Genomic DNA, 21,808 nt, shown 5'->3' with positions numbered 1-21,808 from the left:
GTCGCTTAAATTTTCTGAAAGTTGATAAAGAAATGCTTTGCTTTTATAGTAACTATCAAGCATTATATAAGTAAAAAATCAAAAATATTATATAGATAGAATAGAGGGGTGTTAGTATGAAGTTTACTTCAGTATTTGATATTATTGGACCGGTGATGATTGGACCTTCTTCTTCCCATACGGCAGGTGCTGCACGAATTGGGCGTGTTGCTAGAGATTTATTTGGAAGACAACCAAAGTGGGCAAAAATACACTTATATGGTTCGTTTGCGGAAACGTATAAAGGACATGGAACAGATGTAGCTTTGATTGGTGGTCTATTAAATTACGATACATTCGATGAACGAATAAAAACAGCTTTTGCCGATGCAGAAAAGGCGGGATTAGACTATGAGTTTATCCCAGAAACAGCTAACATGGAACATCCGAATACGGCTCGCCTTGTAATTGGCGATGATGAAGGAGAGATGTCCGTTGTTGGTATTTCGATCGGTGGAGGTAAAATTGAAGTTAGTGAGGTTAATGGCTTCAAGCTGCGACTAACAGGTGGCATGCCAGCAATTCTTGTTGTCCATGATGATCGAGCTGGCTGTATTGCCAATGTGGCAAATTGCTTAGCGATGCATGCGGTCAATATTGGGCATATGGAAGTTTCACGTATTGAACGTGGTTTAACAGCCCTTATGGTAATAGAAGTCGATCAAAACATCGAGGATAAAGTATTGCAACAAATTTCTTTAATACCACATATTTCGAAGGTTTCTAAAATTAATAACTAAGGAGGTGTCCCAATATGGACGTATTGTTTCATAATGTTCGTGAACTAGTTGAACGAGCAGAGCAAGAAGGAAAACTAATTTCTGAAATTATGATAGAGCAAGAAATGTTAATAACTGGACGCACTAGAGAAGAAATTATACAGCAAATGGACAATAATTTGACGGTGATGGAGGAAGCTATTGAAAGAGGCTTAAATGGTGTTAAATCTGTAACGGGCTTAACAGGCGGTGACGCGGTATTGCTTCAGAATTACATTGCGCAGGGAAATTCATTGTCAGGAGATTTATTACTAGATGCGGTAAGTAAAGCGGTTGCGACAAATGAAGTTAATGCGGCTATGGGGACAATTTGTGCTACCCCAACTGCAGGCTCGGCTGGAGTTGTACCAGGGACATTGTTTGCAGTGAAGAACAAGCTAAATCCGACACGTGAGCAAATGATTCGTTATTTATTCACATCGGGAGCTTTCGGCTTCGTAGTTGCCAATAATGCTTCGATTTCAGGTGCTGCTGGTGGCTGTCAAGCAGAGGTTGGCTCAGCTGCTGGAATGGCGGCGGCTGCAATTGTTGAGATGGCTGGTGGTACCCCGCAGCAATGTTCAGAAGCATTTGCCATTACACTCAAAAATATGCTAGGGCTTGTTTGTGATCCAGTAGCTGGATTAGTAGAGGTTCCTTGTGTTAAACGGAATGCTATGGGAGCGGCGAATTCACTTGTGGCAGCGGATATGGCACTTGCGGGGGTTACAAGTCGCATCCCGTGTGATGAAGTGATTGGCGCGATGTATCGAATTGGACAATCTATGAGTCCGAATTTAAAAGAAACTGCTCGTGGAGGCCTAGCTGCAACTCCAACAGGTAAAGCTATTAGCAAAGCCATTTTTGATAATGGCAATTTAGAAAGTATTAAGTCACTTCAAAAATAAAAGATAGTAAACACGCTTCCTCAGGGGGAGCGTGTTTTTTTTGAGGTGAAAATGAAAAGCGTAATGGTGAAATGGTACGGGTGGATATTTTGGACAAAGAGTATAATTTCTCTTGTTGATACTCCCAATTCTAGTCTCATCACCATAACGTGTGGTTGATTTCCGTTCCGACTGGAGCGGCAGCAGCACCGATGTTGGTCACGAAGGCGTTATCACAGGATGTGATACTCTTAGCCTTTGTTCCCCTTTTAGATAAATTGAAGTTATGGGGAAATTGGATGAAAAAGTGATAATTTTTTCGATATAATTAACTTTCAATCAATTATTAATGAATTGAATTGCTATCTTACTTAAAATGAAAAGTTATATAATGATGTGGAGAATAATACGCGTTCAAATGTTTAAACGCTAACAACGATATAATGAAATCTTAGAGTAATCGTAAGAAAGGGGAAACTCATATGCTGAAAAATAGTATAGTGATACGAATGACTGTAGATAAAGTACTTGTGGTGAAAAATTTAGAAGGGGCTGTCGTGCAAGGTGACTGATTTAACGAACCCCGTTACTAATTTAAAGGGAATCGGGAAAGAAACAGCAGGACATTTAGAAGCATTGGGCATCGAGACAGTAGCGGATTTATTATGGACGTTTCCGCATCGACACGAGGATTTTCGTTTAAAAGATTTGGCGCAAACACCACATAATGAACGTGTCACTGTTGAGTGTAAAGTTGAGCGTGAACCAACAGTATTGTTTTTAGGTCGCAATAAATCACGATTACAAGTGACGGTGCTGGCAGGTCGACATTTAGTGAAGGTTGTTTTTTTTAATCAAGGATACTTAAAGCAAAAGCTTGTACCTGGAGCTATTATTACCGTTACAGGTAAATGGGACCGAGGCAGACAAGTTATTAATGGAACGTCTGTAACATTTGGTCCTAAGACAGATCAAGTTGACTTTGAACCTGTTTATAGTTTAAAAGGTTTAATTCCGCAAAAACGTTTTCGTAAATATATGCGCCAGGTGCTAGATGAGTTTGGTGCTGATATACCTGATGCTGTTCCACAGCGCTTACGCACGGATTATAAGCTCGCTACAATACGTGATGGGCTTGAGGGAATCCATTTCCCTATTGATGCAGGACATGCAAAACAGGCTAGAAGGCGCTTTGCTTATGAAGAGTTGCTAAACTTTCAACTACGTATTCAGGCGTTACGTAAAATTCGAAAGGACAGTGAGCACGGTACTGTCATACAGTTTGATTTGCAAAAGATACGTGCCTTTATTGCATCGTTACCATATGAATTGACTGGTGCGCAAAAACGCGTTGTCAATGAAATTTGCAAAGATTTAAAAGAGCCACATCGTATGAACCGCTTACTCCAAGGTGATGTAGGGTCAGGGAAAACTGTTGTCGCGGCAATATGTTTATATGCGGCTATAACTGCTGGTTTTCAAGGGGCATTAATGGCACCAACGGAAATTTTAGCAGAGCAGCATGCTGAGAGTTTGAAGGAATGGTTTGAGCCATTTGGCGTACGTGTAGCTTTATTATCGGGATCGACAAAGGCGAAGGAGCGTCGCTTGCTTTTGGAAGAACTAGTAAATGGAGATATCGATATTTTAATTGGTACACATGCGCTAATTCAGCCAGATGTCGTTTTTTACAAGCTAGGTTTTGTTATTACAGATGAACAGCACCGTTTTGGTGTTGAGCAGCGTAGAATATTGCGTGATAAAGGAGAAAACCCAGATGTGCTCTTTATGACGGCAACACCAATTCCTCGTACACTCGCTATTACAGCATTTGGAGAAATGGATGTTTCAATGATCGATGAAATGCCGGCAGGGCGTAAGCAAATTGAAACACATTGGATGAAAAAAGAGCAATTTGGCTCTGTGATGTCAAAGCTAGAATTAGAGCTTGCCGCCGGTAGACAGGCGTATGCTATTTGTCCGCTGATCGAGGAATCAGACAAGCTAGATGTACAAAATGCTGTAGAAATCTATGAGCAGCTTGCAGCGTATTTTAATGGGCGTTACAATGTCGGATTAATGCATGGTCGCCTATCTGCGGATGAAAAAGACACTGTCATGCGAGCCTTTAGTGAAGGAACTATTCATGTGCTTGTGTCTACAACCGTTGTTGAGGTTGGGGTTAACGTGCCGAATGCAACGTTTATGATTATTTATGACGCTGAACGCTTCGGCTTAGCACAGCTACATCAGCTACGAGGGCGTGTTGGACGAGGAGAACATCAGTCGTATTGTGTGTTGCTTGCCGATCCAAAATCCGATGAAGGTAAAGAGCGAATGCAGTCGATGACGGAAACGAATGATGGTTTCCGCCTTGCTGAAAAGGATTTGGAACTACGTGGTCCAGGGGATTTCTTTGGTCGTAAACAAAGCGGCTTGCCAGATTTTAAAGTAGCGGATTTAGTGCACGATTATCGAATACTTGAAACTGCGAGAAAAGATGCGACGGATATGATTGAAACAGATTCTTTTTGGCGTGATGATGAGTATAAATATTTACGTGACATGCTTGAAAATTCTGGCGTTTTACAAGGAGATCGCTTCGATTAGTTGAATATTAATGTTCAATTAGGAATGTGAGCACTTGTTTATAAAACAAGTCTTGCATTCTTTTTTTATACTCTATATACTGATATTAGTACCAAGTGCTAATAACAACTAAAAAGGTGGCGAATGATGTTGAGACGAACGAAAAAAGAGCGACAGCGACTATTATCCGAAACGATAGCTGATAATCCATTCGTCACAGATGAACAGCTAGCAACACAGTTTCAGGTTAGTGTCCAAACAATTCGTTTAGATCGTATGGAGTTAGCGATTCCGGAATTACGAGAACGAATTAAAGATGTTGCTTCAAAAACCTATGAAAATGAAGTGAAATCACTACCGATTGATGAAGTAATCGGAGAAATAATTGATATTGAATTGGATAATCGTGCATTATCTATTTTTGACGTAAAAGAAGAACATGTTTTTCAGCGCAATGGCATCGCACGTGGACATCATTTGTTTGCGCAGGCAAACTCATTAGCGGTAGCAGTTATTGACGATGAACTAGCATTAACAGTACATTCTAACATTTCCTTTGTGAAACCTGTTAGAGCTGGAGATCGTGTTATTACAAAAGCAATCGTTATCGGACGTGATGAAAAAAGTCATCGTACAAAAGTAGAGTTAACGTCCACTGTTAACGGTGAAACAGTTTTTGTTGGTGAATTTGATATGTACCGCACGAAAGGTAAAGGTGAACAACAATGAAATTAGCGCTTGATGGAATGGGTGGCGACAACGCACCGAAATCAGTTGTTGAAGGTGCTTTATTAGCATTAGAGCAAATTCCGAATTTAGAAATTCAATTATATGGTCAGCAGGAAAAGCTTGAACCATTTATAAAAATACATGATCGATTAACTGTAGTACATTGTGGTGAAGTTGTCGAAGGGACAGACGATCCAGCACGCGCGGTTCGTCGTAAAAAGGATTCATCGATGGCACGAATGATGGATGCAGTTGAAGAAGGTAAGGCGGATGCTTGTCTTTCAGCTGGTAATACAGGTGCTTTAATGGCAGGAGGCTTATTTAAAGTAGGACGTATTGAAGGGATTGCTAGACCTGCTCTAGCTACTACACTTCCTACTTTAGATGGTAAGGGCTTTTTAATGCTTGATTTAGGAGCAAATGCAGACGCGCGACCGGAGCATTTATTGCAATATGCAATTATGGGCGATATTTATGCGAAAAAGGTAGGCGGCTTACAAAAGCCACGTATCGGCTTGTTAAATATCGGTACCGAGGATAAAAAAGGAAATGAATTAACGAAGGCGGCTTTTGGTTTATTAAAAGAAGCGGATTTAAACTTTATCGGCAACGTAGAAGCTCGAGATTTACTTGAAGGGGTAGCAGACGTTGTTGTAACAGATGGCTTTACAGGTAATATGGTACTTAAATCAATAGAAGGTACTGCTGGTGCGTTATTTTCAATGTTAAAAGAGGCGTTTATGGCTTCAACAAAAACAAAAATTTCGGCAGTGCTTATGAAAAATAATTTACGTGACCTAAAAAACAAAATGGACTATACAGAGTATGGTGGTGCAGGCTTGTTTGGTTTACAAGCACCTGTGATTAAGGCACATGGCTCATCCAATGCTAAAGCAATATACAGTGCAATTCGCCAAGCGAATACGATGGTTGAGCATACAGTCATCTCGACAATTACAGATACAGTACGTCACGTAGAAATCGATTAACTTTTTTTAGCAGATGTTTTTTTGTACCGAAAGTCTAGCGACAAGTACAGGTGTCCAAACACCCGCTGAAATATAGGAACTCAGTCTAAGAACGCCACGTCCTGTGGCAAAGACTAAGTGACCAACATCACGTTGGCCCAAAGCCTCCGGCGGATGTCACGGAATCGGAAAGGAATGCTTAGAGGATGTTAGCCTAAGATCATCGCATCCATGCGATAACACGGCTAACTGACCTGCATCGGTAAAAACGCCACGTCCTGTGGCATTACCGAAATGACCGACTTCGTGTCGGCCCTCGTGCAGGCCTGAGCGCAAAGCCGATTCCTATGCCGAGGCATAATTGATTAAAAAAGGGGATTAATGAGAAATGACGAAAATAGCATTTATTTTTCCAGGCCAAGGTTCTCAAGTAGTGGGGATGGGGCAAGAGTTTATTGAGAATTCGGCAGGAAGTAAAGCATTTTATGAGCGTGCAAATCAATCGCTTGGCTTTGAGTTATCTAAGCTTATGATAGAGGGACCGGCTGAGGAGTTAACGTTGACTTACCATGCTCAACCTGCACTCCTAACTACAGGTGTGATGGTTGCTGAAAAATTACGTGCAGCAGGTATTATGCCAAATTATACAGCTGGACATTCACTTGGGGAATATGGCGCATTAGTAATCGCTGGTGTGCTATCGTTTGAAGATGCCGTGTCTGTTGTGCATAAGCGTGGACTTTATATGAATGAAGCTGTGCCTGCAGGGCAAGGTGCTATGGCTGCCATTTTAGGGATGGAGCTTGAGGCATTGCATGCAGTAACTGAAAAAGTATCTGTAGCAGGTGATCCAGTTCAAGTTGCAAATGTAAACTGTCCAGGACAAATTGTTATTTCTGGCACAAAGGAAGGCGTTGAAAAAGCTTCTTTAGCGGCTAAGGAAGCTGGTGCAAAACGAGCAATTCCTTTAGTTGTTAGTGGTCCATTCCATTCAGAGTTAATGCGACCATCATCTGAAAAGCTGAGAGAAACGTTGGCTGATATATCATTGTCAGTTCCGCAAATTCCAGTAGTCGGTAATGTAATGGCGAAAGAGCTAGAGGATGTTCTGGCTATTCAACATGAATTAGTAGAACAAGTATATAGTGCTGTGCAATGGGAAGCATCTGTGCGTGAAATGATTTCGCAAGGTGTGGATGTCTTTATTGAATGTGGACCAGGCAAAGTATTGAGTGGATTAGTGAAAAAAATCGATCGATCTGTCACGACATACTGTGTTTATGATGAAACATCATTAGAGGCTGTAATAGAAGCATCGAAGGAGTGGACGATTAATGCGTAAATTAGAGGGTAAAGTAGCTGTTGTAACTGGTGCTTCACGTGGAATAGGACGTGCTATTGCATTAAAGCTTGCTAATGAGGGTGCTAAAGTTGTCGTAAACTACAGCGGTTCTCAAGCAAAAGCCGAAGAAGTTGTCGCAATGATTCAAGAAAATGGTGGCGAGGCAATAGCTGTACAAGCAAGTGTTTCAAAAACAGAGGAAGTTACAGCGTTAATGGATGCAACGGTGAAAACATTCGGCTCGCTTGATATTTTAGTAAATAATGCGGGGATTACACGTGATAACTTGTTAATGCGTATGAAAGAAGATGAATGGGACGATGTGTTAGATACGAACCTAAAGGGCGTATTCCTTTGTACAAAAGCAGTAACACGTCAAATGATGAAGCAACGTGCAGGCCGTATCATTAATATTTCATCCATTGTCGGTGTAGCTGGTAATGCGGGGCAAGCTAATTACGTAGCTGCAAAAGCAGGTGTTATTGGATTAACTAAAACGACTGCTAAGGAATTAGCATCACGTAATATTTTAGTAAACGCGCTTGCACCAGGCTTTATTGAAACTGAAATGACTGATCAACTACCAGAAGATATAAAGCAAGGTATGCTTACGCAAATTCCGCTAGCGAAACTTGGGCAGCCTGAGGATATTGCGAAGGCTGTAGCTTTCCTAGCTTCAGATGATGCCAACTATATGACGGGTCAAACGTTACATATAGATGGCGGCATGGTCATGTAATTTCAATTAGTCATAAATAATGATTTTTTGTATAATCATTTGAGGGGAGGTGAATGATTTGACTACAGTATTAGAACGCGTAACAAAAGTAATCGTAGACCGTTTAGGTGTTGAGGAAAGTGAAGTTACTCTAGAAGCTTCTTTCCGTGATGATTTAGGTGCTGACTCATTAGACGTTGTTGAGCTTGTAATGGAGCTTGAAGACGAATTCGATATGGAAATTTCTGATGAAGATGCTGAAAAAATCTCAACAGTTGGTTCTGCAATTTCATACATCGAAGGTAAAATCAACTAATTCGTTTTAACTTTATAGCAGAAATTAATCACCTCTAGCGGTGTTGACATGACTGCGGTCATTTTACAATAAAAGTTTATGATTCAATAAAGTTAAAGCCTTTGGCAGAAATTACTCTTGCTTTTCTTTCATGTGAAGAGCAGAAAATGCTAAGGTGTATTTTTAAAAAAAGGGACGAAATGGTTCGTTGTGCGAACTGTGAACGTCCCTTTTTTTTATTTTGGAAAAAAATTAAATGATTAAACTTCCAAAACATTGCATTTAAGCCGAAATACTTTTGCATAAATGCCTTGAAAAAGGTACACTTAAACGGTAGAAACTATTAGGAAGGCAGATTGTTCAATGGCTATGAAAAGAAAAGGAACTATGCAGAAATCTGGCGTGCTTCCTGAAAAAGTACGCAATCAATTCGAGCTGTTACAGCATGAATTAAATATCACATTTAGTAATAAAAATTTATTGTATCAAGCATTCACGCATTCATCTTATGTGAATGAGCATCGCCGTAAATTGTTTACGGATAATGAGCGTCTTGAATTTTTAGGAGACGCAGTACTTGAACTGTCTGTTTCTAAATACCTTTTTGAGAAATACCCTAATATGAGTGAGGGTGAGTTGACGAAGCTACGAGCATCTATAGTATGTGAGCCATCACTTGTTATCTTTGCAAATGAATTAGGTTTTGGCCGCTTTGTATTACTCGGAAAAGGTGAGGAACTAACAGGTGGACGGGAACGCCCAGCGCTACTTGCAGATGTATTTGAGTCATTTGTTGGCGCCCTTTATTTAGATCAAGGCTTACAAACGGTTGTGTCCTTTTTAGAACGAATCGTATTCCCGAAAGTAGAAGTCGGTGCTTTTTCGCATGTGATGGATTTTAAAAGCCAATTGCAAGAAATGGTGCAGCAAACAAATAACGGTCTTCTTCATTATGAAATTGTTGATGAAAAGGGTCCAGCGCATAACCGTACCTTTGTATCGAGCGTACTGTTGAATGGACAGGAGCTTGGAATTGGTCGTGGGAAATCAAAAAAAGAAGCCGAGCAGCAAGCAGCGCAATGTGCAATGCGTACGATGCGTGAACGCACTGCAAAAGAGGAGGCTTAATAGATGTTCCTAAAACGACTCGAAGTGATTGGCTTTAAATCTTTTGCGGAGCGCATTGGAATTGATTTTGTACCCGGTGTTACAGCAGTGGTTGGACCAAATGGCAGTGGAAAAAGTAATGTCATCGATGCCATTCGTTGGGTACTTGGGGAGCAATCGGCAAAGTCGTTACGTGGGGCAAAGATGGAGGATGTTATTTTTGCTGGGAGTGACTCACGTAAGCCACTGAACTTTGCAGAGGTAACGCTTATTTTAGATAACACAGATGAACAGCTTGCTTTTTCATATACAGAAGTCAGCGTAACAAGACGCGTATACCGTTCAGGTGATAGTGAATATTTACTTAATAACCAGCAGTGTCGCCTGAAGGATATTACGGACTTGTTTATGGACTCGGGACTTGGGAAAGAGGCCTTCTCCATTATTTCGCAGGGCCGTGTCGATGAAATTTTAAATAGCCGACCTGATGACCGTCGTTCAATTTTTGAAGAGGCAGCTGGCGTGTTAAAGTATAAACTAAGAAAGAAGAAGGCAGAGCATAAGCTTGTTGAAACAGATGAAAATTTGTATCGTGTTTTAGATATTTTACATGAGCTAGATAGTCGTCTAGAGCCGTTAGAAATTCAGGCTTCAAGTGCAAGAGATTATGTGCAAATGTCAACAGAGTTAAAGGATTTTGATATCGCCATCCTTGTGCACGATTTAAAAAATTGTGCACAATCTTTGCATGCTCTAAAAACTGAGTACACAGAACTTTATGAAACAGAGCAAAAACAAGCTCATCATATTTCTTCGATAGAAAAGCAAACTGCCAGTATACGTAAGCTTTTAAAAGAGCTAGATGATTATTTAGATACTACTCAGGCCGAGTTTGTTAATGCAACGATGGAGGTAGAGCGTTGGGATGGTCGTAAAGCGTTAATGGCTGAAAAGCGACAAAATGCTTCTAATCAACTACTTCAATTAAATACGGCATTACAAGAAGCAAAAGATGAGGTTGAGTCTCTTATAGCTCAAGAACAAGAGAAAAAAGAGTTGTTTGGTGAAAAGCAGCAAGAGGTATCGGAGCTGAAACAAGGCATTAAGCAATTAGAACAATCTTTAAATCGCTCTGTTTCTGAAATTGAACAAGAAATTGAAGAACAAAAAAACCGATATATCGACTCCTTAAACGAAGAAGCAACGGTGAAAAATGAATTAAAAAATATTGAACAACAAATAGTGCAGCAAAAAGCGATGGCGGCACGAATGTCAGGCCAAACGGATGAAATCGGGCAAGAACTTTCGCAAGTTTTAGCGGAAAAAGAGAAGCTAGTTGTTGCGCATACTACAACAACAAGCGAATTACAGGAAAAGCTTGAGCAATATGAAGCATTGCAAATACAGCTTAAGAACGTGAATGCATCGTTTAATGAAAAGCAGGAAATGCTTTATAAAGCTTATCAGCATCAGCAACAACTTAAGGCTAGAAAAGATACGTTAGCTGAACTGGAAGCTGATTTCTCTGGGTTCTTCCATGGAGTAAAAGAAGTATTATTAGCGCGTGATAAAGGTGAATTAGCTGGGATTGAAGGAGCTGTTGCTGAGTTAATTCAAGTGGATGGGAAATATTCACAGGCTATTGAAACGGCATTGGGGGCAGCCTCTCAGCATATTGTGACAACCGATGAACGATATGCTCAACAGGCGATTCGTTGGTTAAAACAAAAGAGAGCTGGACGCGCAACATTTTTACCGAAGACAGTTATCAAGTCACGAAAAATTAATCTATCTATGATTCAGCTAGCTACTGAGCACCCAGCATTTGTTCAAATGGCTGATGCACTTGTCACGTTCGGTGAAGAGAACCGTACAATTGTCGAGAACCTCCTTGGTAATGTCATCGTTGCATCAAGTTTAGAAGGTGCAAGTCAAATTGCTCGATTATGCGGATTTAGATATCGTGTTGTAACACTTGATGGTGATATCGTCAATGCGGGCGGTTCATTAACAGGTGGTGCAACGAAGCAACAATCTTCACTTTTTACAAGGAAAGCAGAATTAGATGGTTTAATAGTAAAGCTAGAATCGTTGGAAGCAACTATTTATAGTGCTGAACAGTCTGTCTCGGATGAAAAAGAGAAGCTTGCAGTATTGCGAGACAAAGTAGAGCAATTGAAACTTGACGGTGAACAACTTCGAAAAGATGAAATGCAGCAAGCGAGTCGTATTCGTGAGTTAGAGGTTGTCGAGAAAAGCTTATCTGCACGAGTATCTTTTGCTTCTAATGAAACGCAAGATGTAAAAACTCGCGAAGAAGCATTATTAGCTCAAAAGGAAGTGGCCACGGAGCATTTAACTTCATTAGCGACAGAGCTGTTAGAAATAAATGAAACAGTGGAACAACTAAGTAAAGTGAAGCTACAAAGTGAATCGGAAAAAGATGTACTTCGTGAGCAGTCAGCAGAAAAACGCTCGCAGTTAGCGGTAATGCAGGAGCAAATGTCACAAGTGCAAATTGCTACAGCAGAGTTAGCCCTACAATTAAACAAAGCTCGTCAAAAAGTCGACAATATTTCTCAGGAAATAATCTGGCTTCAATCTGATGAATCGACAAATCTTTTAAGCGATGAAGAAGTAGATGAGCAGGTTGCTACGTGGAAAGTGAGAAGAGATTCTCTGCAGGATACTATTTCACAGAAAAAAGATGAAAAAGTAGCACAACAACAAGAGCTTACTACTTTAGAAGAACAGTTGAAAGAATTGCAACGTACGCATAAAGGTTATCTTGAGGCAATCCGTGCAAATGAATTGAAGCGAAGTCGCGTAGAATTCGAAATCAATAATTTCAATGAACAGCTAGAAGAAAATTATCAGCTAACATTTGAAGAAGCTGAAGAATTAGCTCTAGCCATTGAAGATGAAGAGCATATGCGACGTCGAGTGAAATTATTGAAGAAATCTATAGAAGAGCTAGGTCCGGTTAACTTGAGCGCCATTGAGGAGTACGATCGGGTACTTGAACGCCATTCATTTTTAACTGAGCAGCGTGAGGATTTACTTGCTGCACAGGAAACTTTACATGAGGCCATTAAAGAAATGGATGAAGAAATGACGCTACGATTTAGTGAAACATTCTATGCCATTCGAGAGCAATTTAAACGTGTATTCCGTGAATTGTTTGGTGGAGGTCAGGCAGATTTAGTATTATTGGACCCTCAAAACCTGCTAGAAACAGGTATAGAAATTGTAGCTCAACCACCAGGGAAAAAACTACAAAACCTAAGCTTGCTTTCAGGTGGCGAACGTGCACTAACTGCAATCGCTTTATTATTCTCCATTCTAAATATACGACCTGTACCTTTCTGTATTCTCGATGAGGTAGAGGCGGCTTTAGATGAGGCAAATGTCGTTCGATATAGCCAATATTTGAAGAAATTTAGCCGTAATACGCAATTTATTGTAATCACACATCGTAAAGGAACGATGGAGGGAGCAGATGTGCTGTATGGTATTACAATGCAGGAATCTGGTGTATCTAAACTTGTTTCAGTAAAATTAGAAGATGAACCCGTACTTGCGGAGCAAAGGAGCGAACAAGCATGAGTTTTTTTAAACGTTTAAAAGATAAATTGGTAGGCAACCCAGTCGAAGAAGAAAAAGTAAAAGAGATTACTGAAGAAGAAGTTGCTGAACAGAAGCAAGACGAAGCAACTGAGCCTGCTCAAATTGAAGCAACAATAGAGGAAGTTGAAAAAGTCGAGGAAGTTTCTGTAACAGAAAGCTCAATTGAAACAGAAATTCCTGAAGAAATTGACCAAGAACAACTTGAGCAACAAGAAGTACAAGAGGTCGCGCTAGTGGAAGAACCAGTAGAGGAGAAAAAGCCTTCTGCATGGTCTATTACACAAAAGTTCAAGGCTGGACTGGAAAAAACGCGTAATTCATTTACTTCAAAAGTGAATGATCTAGTTGCTCGTTATCGAAAAGTAGACGAAGATTTCTTTGAAGAATTAGAAGACTTATTATTACAGGCGGACGTTGGCTTTGAAACAGTAATGGAGCTAATGGATAAATTACGCTTCGAGGTTCAGCGTAAAAATATCAAAGATACAAACGGAATTCAAACGATTATTTCTGAAAAGCTTGTGGAAATTTATGAGCAAGGAGAAGAAGATTTAATCGAACTTAATATGCAACCTGAAGGGGAGCTTACTGTCATTTTATTCGTTGGGGTAAATGGTGTTGGGAAAACGACTACTATCGGTAAACTTGCCCATCGTCTAAAATCACAAGGTAAAACAGTTGTTTTAGCGGCAGGTGATACATTCCGTGCTGGTGCCATCGACCAATTACAAGTTTGGGGAGACCGTGTTGGCTGTGAAGTGATTAAACAATCGGAAGGCTCAGATCCAGCAGCGGTTATGTACGATGCTATTCGTGCAGCGAAAAACCGTAAAGCAGATGTGTTGATTTGTGATACAGCAGGGCGCCTGCAAAATAAAGTGAACTTAATGAATGAGCTTGAGAAAGTTCATCGAGTAATCTCTCGAGAGATACCGAATGCACCGCATGAAGTACTATTAGCATTAGATGCAACGACAGGTCAAAATGCACTTGTTCAAGCACAAACATTTAAGGAAGCTACAAATGTAACAGGAATCGTTTTAACAAAGCTTGACGGCACTGCTAAAGGTGGTATTGTCCTTGCTATTCGAAATAAATTACACATTCCTGTGAAGTTTGTAGGTCTTGGTGAAAAGATGGATGATTTACAACCATTCGATGCAGAACGCTATGTGTATGGTTTATTTGCGGATGGTTTAGATAAAGAATTACAAAATAATGAGGATTAACAAATAATTGTTAATTGAAGCGCTCGTCTGTGCAGGGGAATCGCGTTGTTTAAAAGGGAAATACTGGCTATAGGTGAAAAACACCTAAAAAGCGGTTAATTAAGGCTTTTAGACAAGGAGATTACCTTGACACAGACGGGCGCTTTTCGATATGATACAAATGACTAATAACGGGAGGAGAAACATTCGATGCTACTTGAAAAAACAACACGCATGAACTTTCTCTTCGACTTTTATCAAGCATTATTAACAGATAAGCAACGAAGTTATATGGAGCTATATTATTTAGATGATCACTCGCTTGGAGAAATCGCTGAATCGTATGGAGTTTCCCGCCAAGCTGTTTATGATAATATTCGTCGAACAGAAGCGATGCTTGAAGAATATGAAGAAAAACTATGTTTATTGGAAAAATTTCAACAACGTACACAAATGCTTGCGCAGCTTACAACAGGGATTACAGAACAAAGTATGACAGGTGAAGAGCAGTTGGCGCTTATAGAACAGTTGAAAGAATGGGATTAGGAGGCGAAAGCAATGGCTTTTGAAGGATTAGCGGAACGACTCCAAGGAACGATCCAAAAGATTAAAGGTAAAGGTAAAGTATCGGAACAAGACGTTAAAGAAATGATGCGAGAAGTCCGATTTGCTTTAATCGAGGCGGATGTTAACTTAAAAGTTGTCAAAGAATTCGTTAAAAAGGTCAGTGAACGTGCTGTCGGCGTGGATGTTATGCAAAGCTTAACGCCAGGTCAGCAAGTTATTAAAATTGTACAAGAGGAATTAACAGAATTAATGGGTGGCGAGCAAAGCCCAATCAAATTTAATACAAAGCCACCGACAGTTATTATGATGGTCGGCTTACAAGGTGCGGGGAAAACGACTACTACTGGTAAATTGGCAAATGTGTTACGTAAAAAATATAATCGTAAGCCATTGCTAGTTGCTGCTGACGTTTATCGTCCAGCGGCTGTTCAACAGCTACAAACATTAGGAAAGCAGTTATCCCTACCTGTTTTTGCGTTAGGAACTGATGTATCTCCAGTAGAAATCGCACGACAGGCAATTGAGTTGGCCAAAGAAGAACATCATGATGTTGTGATAATCGATACAGCAGGGCGCTTGCATATTGATGAAGAATTAATGCAAGAGTTAAAAGATATTCGTGCGTTAAAAGAGCCGGATGAAGTGTTCCTAGTTGTAGATGCTATGACAGGTCAGGATGCTGTAAACGTGGCAGAAAGTTTTAATGAAGCAATCGGTATTACAGGGGTTGTTTTAACAAAGCTTGATGGTGATACACGTGGTGGTGCGGCGTTATCAATTCGTTCCGTTTCGCAGAAGCCGATTAAGTTTGTCGGTATGGGTGAGAAGATGGATGCGCTAGAACCTTTCCATCCAGAGCGTATGGCGTCTCGTATATTAGGTATGGGTGACGTTTTATCGCTTATTGAAAAGGCTCAGGCAAATGTTGATGAAGCTAAGGCTAAAGAACTAGAGGAAAAATTTAAAACTCAGAGCTTTACATTCGATGATTTTGTTGAGCAATTGCAGCAAGTAAAGAAAATGGGTCCACTTGAGGATATTTTAAAAATGTTACCAGGTGCCGGCAAAATCAAAGGTTTAGACAATGTTAAAGTTGATGATAAGCAAATGGGCCGCGTAGAAGCGATTATTTATTCGATGACACCTGCTGAAAAGACGAATCCGGAAATCATTAACGGTAGCCGTAAAAAGCGCATAGCGAAGGGTTCTGGGACATCAATTCAAGAAGTAAATCGTTTAATAAAGCAATTTGATGAAATGAAAAAAATGATGAAGCAAATGACAGGCATGGCAAGTGGCAAAGGAAAGAAAAAGATGAAACTACCAGGCTTTGATTCATTGTTTAAATAATAATTTTTAGGTGTTAAGAAAAAACACTTTACAAACAACCTAAACATTGATAATATACTATCTTGTGTGAAACTTATTCGGAGGTGCTATTAAAATGGCAGTTAAAATTCGCTTAAAACGTATGGGAGCTAAAAAATCTCCTTTCTATCGTATCGTAGTTGCAGACGCTCGTTCACCACGTGACGGTCGTTCAATCGAAACAGTTGGTACTTACAACCCACTAACTCAACCAGCTACTGTAAACATCGATGAAGAGAAAGCTCTTAAATGGTTAACTGACGGTGCAAAACCATCAGATACAGTGCGTAACTTGTTCTCAGAACAAGGAATCATGGAAAAATTCCATAACCAAAAATTCAGTAAATAATCGGGGGCGACGTCTTTGAAGCAGCTGATTGAAGCAATCGTTTTACCGTTAGTCGATTATCCAGAAGAAGTTCGTATTGAGACGGATGAAAATGCAAATCGAATTGTTTATAAACTTTTTGTTCATCCAGAGGATCGAGGGAAAGTCATAGGCAAGCAAGGGCGAGTAGCGAAAGCAATTCGTACAATTGTTTATTCAGCGGCGGGTAGTCACCATCAAAAAAAGACCTACGTCGATATATTGGATTGATAGAAAAGATTTTCACGCTCTTTTACATGCAACAAGCACTGGAGAGTCCTGATAGGTATGTTTACATGCACTTAGGAATTCGAAGTGGCTTTGAGGTAAAGCGGAAAATCTGGACTACAAAGGAAGGAGCTTGCCGGTTCCTTCCTTTTTTCATTATCATCATTACTTTGAGAAGTAATTGAACATAATGACATTAAGGGACTTCTTAGCTGTAACATCGTCCGCCAAAAGTTAATCTGCTACTTTAGGTGAAAGTGAGAGAAGGTTACTTTTGTTCTGGCTAGCTAGTAGCTTGACGGGGATAGGCATGTTTAGCAATTGTGTACTGTGCGAAAGAGAAGTGACAGCACAATTATGTCAAGGCGAAATTCATACGAGGTGAGATTTGAATGGAATGGTTTAATGTAGGTCGTATTGTCAATACACACGGTATTCGCGGTGAGGTGCGTGTGTTATCAACAACAGACTTTGAAGATGAGCGCTTCGCAGTAGGAAATAAGCTTGCGGCGTTTAAAAAAGACGATAAAAAGCCAACATGGGTAACGATTGAATCAATGCGTCGTCATAAAAACTTCATTTTATTAACTTTTGAAGGCATGAACAACATTAACATTGTTGAAACTTTTAAAGAAGGAATGCTTAAAATTACGAAGGATCAAATGACAGATGAATTATTAAAGGAAAATGAATATTTCTTCCATGAAATAATTGGCTGTACAATTGTATCTGAAGAAGGCGAAACGATCGGAGTAGTAGCCGATATTCTTCAAACAGGAGCAAATGATGTATGGGTAGTCAAGGGTAATAAAAAAGAGCATTACATCCCATATATCGAAGACATCGTCAAGGAAATTGATGTGGATGAGAAGAAAATTGTGATCCATGTAATGGAAGGCTTGTTATGATGAATATCAATGTGTTAAGTCTATTTCCTGATATGTTTACAGGCGTTTTTGGTGCATCCATATTAAAGAAAGCACAGGAAAAAGGTGCTGTAAAGCTAGAAGTAACTGATATCCGTGGGTTTTCGGGTAACAAGCATAATCAAGTAGATGATTATCCGTATGGCGGTGGTGCGGGCATGGTATTAAAACCAGAGCCGATGTTTAGCGCTGTCGAGTCTATTACAGAAGGAAGAAATCCTCGTATCATTTTGATGTGTCCACAAGGTGAGCGTTTTACTCAAAAAAAGGCAGAAGAGCTAGCGCAAGAACAAGAACTAGTATTTTTATGTGGTCATTATGAAGGTTATGATGAACGCATTCGCCAACATCTTGTTACAGACGAGATTTCAATTGGAGATTTCGTATTAACTGGTGGCGAACTAGGGGCTATGACGGTTATAGATAGCGTTGTACGACTTCTACCGGGGGTTTTAGGACAAGAGGATTCCCACATACAAGATTCGTTCTCAACAGGCCTTCTAGAGCACCCACATTATACACGACCTGCTGATTTTCGCGGAATGAAAGTCCCTGATATTTTACTATCAGGCAATCATGCGAAGATTGAGCAATGGCGTGAAGAAGAATCTTTGAAAAGAACGTTCGAACGTCGTCCGGATTTACTCGAGAATTATCCGTTAACAGATAAGCAAAAATTGTATTTAGAAAAACTTAAAAACAATAATAAAGATGCTTGATTGCTATCTATATTTATGATAACATCTAATCTGTACTTCTATGTGGAGTACTGAATTACGGTGTTCCGCTGTGGCATAGATTGCGTGCAAGAGCATCTGTCTAAGGAGAGAAAACAATGTCAAACATTATTACAGAAATTACTAAAGCTCAGCTTCGCACGGATCTACCATCTTTCCGTCCAGGTGATACTGTTAAGGTACACGTGAAAGTAGTAGAGGGTACACGTGAACGTGTCCAAGTATACGAAGGTGTAGTAATTAAACGTCGTGGTGGCGGTATTAGCGAAACTTTCACAGTTCGTAAAATTTCTTATGGTGTAGGTGTTGAACGTACATTCCCTGTACACACACCAAAAATCGCTAACTTAGAAGTTGTACGTCGTGGTAAAGTACGTCGTGCTAAACTTTACTACCTACGTAACCTACGTGGTAAAGCTGCTCGTATTAAAGAAATTCGATAATTATGACTTAAAAGTGAGGGGCTTGTACAACAAGCCCCTTTTCTTTTTGCTTGTCATCTTAAATAGCTATCAACTAAAATGAAGTTAGACAAGGGGGCAATTCTCGATGGAAAAACAGGTTAAGGAAAAGAATGAGCTATGGGAATGGACTAAGGCACTTCTAATTGCATTTGCGATTGCAGCGATTATTCGTTATTTTTTATTTACACCTATTGCAGTAGATGGAGAGTCCATGATGCCAACCCTTGAAGATGGCGATCGTATGATTGTGAATAAAATTGGTTATAAAATAGGTGAACCAAAACGCTTTGATATTGTTGTATTCCACGCTCCTGAAAAGAAGAACTATATTAAACGTGTTATTGGGCTACCAGGAGATACTTTGGAATATAAAAATGATCAATTATACATTAACGGCGAACCGATAGACGAACCTTATTTAGATGCTTACAAATCAGAAATTACAGAAGGTACTTTAACAGAGGATTTTAAGTTAAACGACATTGATGTAAACCTAAAAGGAGATGTAATTCCAGAAGGTTATGTTTTCGTTATGGGAGATAATCGTCGATACAGTAAGGATAGTCGTCATATAGGACTTGTCGATCAGAAAGAGATTATTGGTAATACAAGTCTTATTTTCTGGCCGTTTAGTGATATTAAAATTGTAAAGTAATTCTTGAAAGGGAGGGCTAAATACTCCCTTTTTCTTTTAGTTTAGGAGGTATAGATATGACTATACAATGGTTTCCAGGGCATATGGCAAAGGCCCGCAGAGAAGTAACGGAAAAATTAAAGCTCGTTGATATTATTTTTGAATTAATAGATGCACGTTTACCTCTATCTTCCCGAAATCCGATGATAGACGAAGTGATCAATCAAAAACCACGTCTTCTTATTTTAAATAAATCAGATATGGCAGATGAGCATGAAACACGTAAGTGGGTAGAGTACTTTGCGCAACGTGGTCATAAGGCGGTAGCAATTAATTCTCTTGAAGGCAAAGGGTTACAGCAGGTGACAAAGGCTGCTCAAGAAATATTGAAAGAAAAATTTGACCGTATGAAGTCACGTGGCATGAAGCCGAGAGCTATTCGCGCAATGATTGTTGGAATTCCTAACGTAGGGAAATCGACGCTAATTAATCGTCTTGCAAAGAAAAATATAGCCAAAACAGGTAATACGCCTGGGGTAACTAAGGCTCAGCAATGGATAAAGGTTGGGAAGGAGCTTGAATTACTCGATACGCCAGGTATTTTATGGCCGAAATTTGAAGATCAAGAAGTAGGCTACAAATTAGCCTTAACAGGTGCTATAAAGGATACGATAACGAATATGGAGGATTTAGCAGTATATGGTCTACGCTTTTTATCCGTTCATTATCCAGCACGAATGGAAGAGCGCTATGGCTTCCAGATTGTACATGAAGATTTAGTTGAGACTTTCGACCATATCGGTAAACTTCGTCGTGTGTTCGGTCCTGGTGGAGAAATCGATTATGATCAAGTAGCTCAACTAATCGTTCGAGATATTCGTGGTCAACAATTAGGCAAACTAACATTTGACTTTGTTCACGAACAACTTGAAAAAGAAACAGAGCAGCAATAAAGAAAACTGTCATACTCACGTCATAAATCGTGAGCGTGACAGTTTTTCTTTTAGGAATACTTCTTCTTGCCGATAAATGATATAGAGCGTGAAAAAGAAGTTATAATTATTTTGGGATTAGCGTCCTTCTGAAATGAATGTGCATTCAAGTACATATTGTGGAACACGCCAAAATGTTTAGACGAGCCCTTAGCCCGAAAGAAATAAGATTAACGTTTAACTGTAAGAACCAAAAAGGGAGTAAATAGATGAAAACGATTAAAGAAATTACAGCAGCTTTGAAGGAAGCGGAGGAATGGCAAGACTGGATGTCCGGTGTAGAGACAGACGAGCGTGCCGGTGTGCAAAAGGCTTGGCTAAGCTGGAAAAAGCGTCAAGATAAAAAACAACAGCTACTACAGGAACATCAAGCAAAGGTCGATTTCGATCAAAGCTACGGAGGAGAAGATGCCTTCATTGCAGGGGTAGATGAAGCAGGACGTGGACCGTTGGCAGGACCAGTAGTAACAGCTGCTGTTATTTTACCTGCAAACTGTGAAGCGCTAGTCGGATTAAATGATTCAAAGCAATTATCAAAAGATAAACGCAGTGCCTATGCTGCTTTAATAAAGGAGCATGCATTAAGTTATTTTATCCATTTCCAATCAGCGCAACAAATTGATGAATTAAATATTTACGAAGCGACGAAGCAATCGATGAAGACAAGCGTAGAATCGTTATCTATGAAACCTAATTATGTGCTAGTAGATGCTATGACGCTACCAATTTCTATTCCACAGGATTCAATCATTAAAGGAGATGCGAAAAGCTTAGCTATTGCAGCAGCGTCGATATTGGCAAAAACGGCTCGAGATGATTATATGGATCAACTGGATGAGGATTTCCCTATGTATGGTTTTGCTCAGCATGCGGGGTATGGAACAAAGCAGCATTTAATAGCACTGGAAGAATACGGTCCGACTATTCATCATCGCAAATCATTTGAGCCAATTAAGTCAATGCTTTAACTTCTTTCAGCAGATGTCCAAACATTCGCTAAAGTAGAGGAACTCAGTCTAAGAACGCCACGTCCTGTGGCATTACCGAAATGACCGACATCGTGTCGGCCCTCGTGTTGTTGCTGTCGCTGCGCTGTCTCTGCGCTGTCTCTGCGCTGTCGCACAGACAAAAACATGTTGCTGACGCTGCGCTTTCGCACAAAAAACATCTGCAGGCCTAAGCACAAAGCCGATTCCGAACGCAATTATGCCGAGGCATAATTGATAGTATTTTAAAAACATAATAGCATTCAGAAAAA

21 protein-coding genes are annotated in these 21,808 nt (G+C 40.0%); all 21 read left to right on the top strand.

Annotated features, from left to right (window positions below):
* The first annotated feature begins 116 nt into the window (after positions 1-116).
* The 21 genes from sdaAB (at position 117) to rnhB (ending at position 21,518) form a co-directional block, all read left to right on the top strand.
* Positions 117-779 (top strand): L-serine ammonia-lyase, iron-sulfur-dependent subunit beta, encoded by a 663-nt coding sequence (gene sdaAB / locus AC3WSK_RS01190; protein ID WP_079560428.1) that lies wholly within the window; start codon positions 117-119, stop codon positions 777-779.
* Positions 780-793: 14 nt separating this feature from the next.
* Complete coding sequence (gene sdaAA, locus AC3WSK_RS01185; RefSeq protein ID WP_079560429.1) at positions 794-1,705, top strand: L-serine ammonia-lyase, iron-sulfur-dependent, subunit alpha; 912 nt, start codon at positions 794-796, stop codon at positions 1,703-1,705.
* Positions 1,706-2,248: 543 nt separating this feature from the next.
* The gene (gene recG, locus AC3WSK_RS01180; RefSeq protein WP_492411493.1) at positions 2,249-4,294 is read left to right on the top strand and encodes an ATP-dependent DNA helicase RecG; all 2,046 of its coding nucleotides are present in this window, start codon (positions 2,249-2,251) and stop codon (positions 4,292-4,294) included.
* Positions 4,295-4,423: 129 nt separating this feature from the next.
* The gene (gene fapR, locus AC3WSK_RS01175) at positions 4,424-5,002 is read left to right on the top strand and encodes a transcription factor FapR (protein WP_079560862.1); all 579 of its coding nucleotides are present in this window, start codon (positions 4,424-4,426) and stop codon (positions 5,000-5,002) included.
* The gene (gene plsX / locus AC3WSK_RS01170; protein WP_492411491.1) at positions 4,999-5,991 is read left to right on the top strand and encodes a phosphate acyltransferase PlsX; all 993 of its coding nucleotides are present in this window, start codon (positions 4,999-5,001) and stop codon (positions 5,989-5,991) included. The genes fapR and plsX overlap by 4 nt, the downstream gene beginning before the upstream one ends.
* Before the next feature lie 367 nt (positions 5,992-6,358).
* Positions 6,359-7,312 (top strand): ACP S-malonyltransferase, encoded by a 954-nt coding sequence (gene fabD, locus AC3WSK_RS01165; protein WP_492411489.1) that lies wholly within the window; start codon positions 6,359-6,361, stop codon positions 7,310-7,312.
* Positions 7,305-8,051 (top strand): 3-oxoacyl-[acyl-carrier-protein] reductase, encoded by a 747-nt coding sequence (gene fabG, locus AC3WSK_RS01160; RefSeq protein WP_079560433.1) that lies wholly within the window; start codon positions 7,305-7,307, stop codon positions 8,049-8,051. The genes fabD and fabG overlap by 8 nt, the downstream gene beginning before the upstream one ends.
* Before the next feature lie 58 nt (positions 8,052-8,109).
* Positions 8,110-8,346, top strand: a complete 237-nt coding sequence (gene acpP, locus AC3WSK_RS01155) for an acyl carrier protein (RefSeq protein WP_024362063.1) — start codon at positions 8,110-8,112, stop codon at positions 8,344-8,346.
* 342 nt (positions 8,347-8,688) lie between these two features.
* A complete protein-coding gene (gene rnc, locus AC3WSK_RS01150) occupies positions 8,689-9,453 on the top strand; it encodes a ribonuclease III (protein ID WP_079560434.1) in 765 nt (254 codons plus the stop codon).
* 3 nt (positions 9,454-9,456) lie between these two features.
* Positions 9,457-13,038, top strand: a complete 3,582-nt coding sequence (gene smc, locus AC3WSK_RS01145) for a chromosome segregation protein SMC (protein ID WP_492411486.1) — start codon at positions 9,457-9,459, stop codon at positions 13,036-13,038.
* Positions 13,035-14,288, top strand: a complete 1,254-nt coding sequence (gene ftsY / locus AC3WSK_RS01140) for a signal recognition particle-docking protein FtsY (RefSeq protein ID WP_492411484.1) — start codon at positions 13,035-13,037, stop codon at positions 14,286-14,288. The genes smc and ftsY overlap by 4 nt, the downstream gene beginning before the upstream one ends.
* A gap of 189 nt (positions 14,289-14,477) precedes the next feature.
* Positions 14,478-14,813 carry a putative DNA-binding protein gene (locus AC3WSK_RS01135; protein WP_079560437.1) on the top strand — a complete coding sequence of 112 codons (336 nt, stop codon included), beginning with the start codon at positions 14,478-14,480 and terminating at the stop codon, positions 14,811-14,813.
* A 12-nt stretch (positions 14,814-14,825) separates the two neighbouring features.
* On the top strand, positions 14,826-16,184 hold the full coding sequence (gene ffh / locus AC3WSK_RS01130; protein ID WP_079560438.1) for a signal recognition particle protein: 1,359 nt from the start codon (positions 14,826-14,828) through the stop codon (positions 16,182-16,184).
* Positions 16,185-16,278: 94 nt separating this feature from the next.
* Positions 16,279-16,551: a 30S ribosomal protein S16 gene (gene rpsP / locus AC3WSK_RS01125; protein ID WP_053483320.1), complete on the top strand. Its 273-nt coding sequence runs from the start codon at positions 16,279-16,281 to the stop codon at positions 16,549-16,551.
* A 15-nt stretch (positions 16,552-16,566) separates the two neighbouring features.
* Positions 16,567-16,800, top strand: a complete 234-nt coding sequence (locus tag AC3WSK_RS01120) for a KH domain-containing protein (protein WP_004269410.1) — start codon at positions 16,567-16,569, stop codon at positions 16,798-16,800.
* Between the two features lie 389 nt (positions 16,801-17,189).
* Positions 17,190-17,705 (top strand): ribosome maturation factor RimM, encoded by a 516-nt coding sequence (rimM, locus tag AC3WSK_RS01115; protein WP_427482554.1) that lies wholly within the window; start codon positions 17,190-17,192, stop codon positions 17,703-17,705.
* Positions 17,705-18,442 (top strand): tRNA (guanosine(37)-N1)-methyltransferase TrmD, encoded by a 738-nt coding sequence (gene trmD, locus AC3WSK_RS01110; protein ID WP_427482761.1) that lies wholly within the window; start codon positions 17,705-17,707, stop codon positions 18,440-18,442. Before rimM ends, trmD begins: the two co-directional genes overlap by 1 nt.
* Positions 18,443-18,558: 116 nt before the next feature.
* Positions 18,559-18,903: a 50S ribosomal protein L19 gene (gene rplS, locus AC3WSK_RS01105; protein ID WP_079560440.1), complete on the top strand. Its 345-nt coding sequence runs from the start codon at positions 18,559-18,561 to the stop codon at positions 18,901-18,903.
* Between the two features lie 106 nt (positions 18,904-19,009).
* Entirely contained in the window at positions 19,010-19,579 is a 570-nt protein-coding gene (gene lepB / locus AC3WSK_RS01100; RefSeq protein WP_079560441.1) for a signal peptidase I, read from the top strand.
* 56 nt (positions 19,580-19,635) lie between these two features.
* A complete protein-coding gene (gene ylqF, locus AC3WSK_RS01095; protein ID WP_492411480.1) occupies positions 19,636-20,511 on the top strand; it encodes a ribosome biogenesis GTPase YlqF in 876 nt (291 codons plus the stop codon).
* Positions 20,512-20,759: 248 nt separating this feature from the next.
* Positions 20,760-21,518, top strand: coding sequence for a ribonuclease HII (gene rnhB, locus AC3WSK_RS01090; RefSeq protein WP_079560443.1), 759 nt, complete (start codon positions 20,760-20,762; stop codon positions 21,516-21,518).
* The last annotated feature ends 290 nt before the right edge of the window (positions 21,519-21,808 follow it).

Source organism: Lysinibacillus sp. EB271-A1-10B (genome assembly GCF_058791335.1).
Note: the sequence above shows the minus strand (reverse complement) of the source record. Positions and strands in the feature narration are given on the sequence as shown.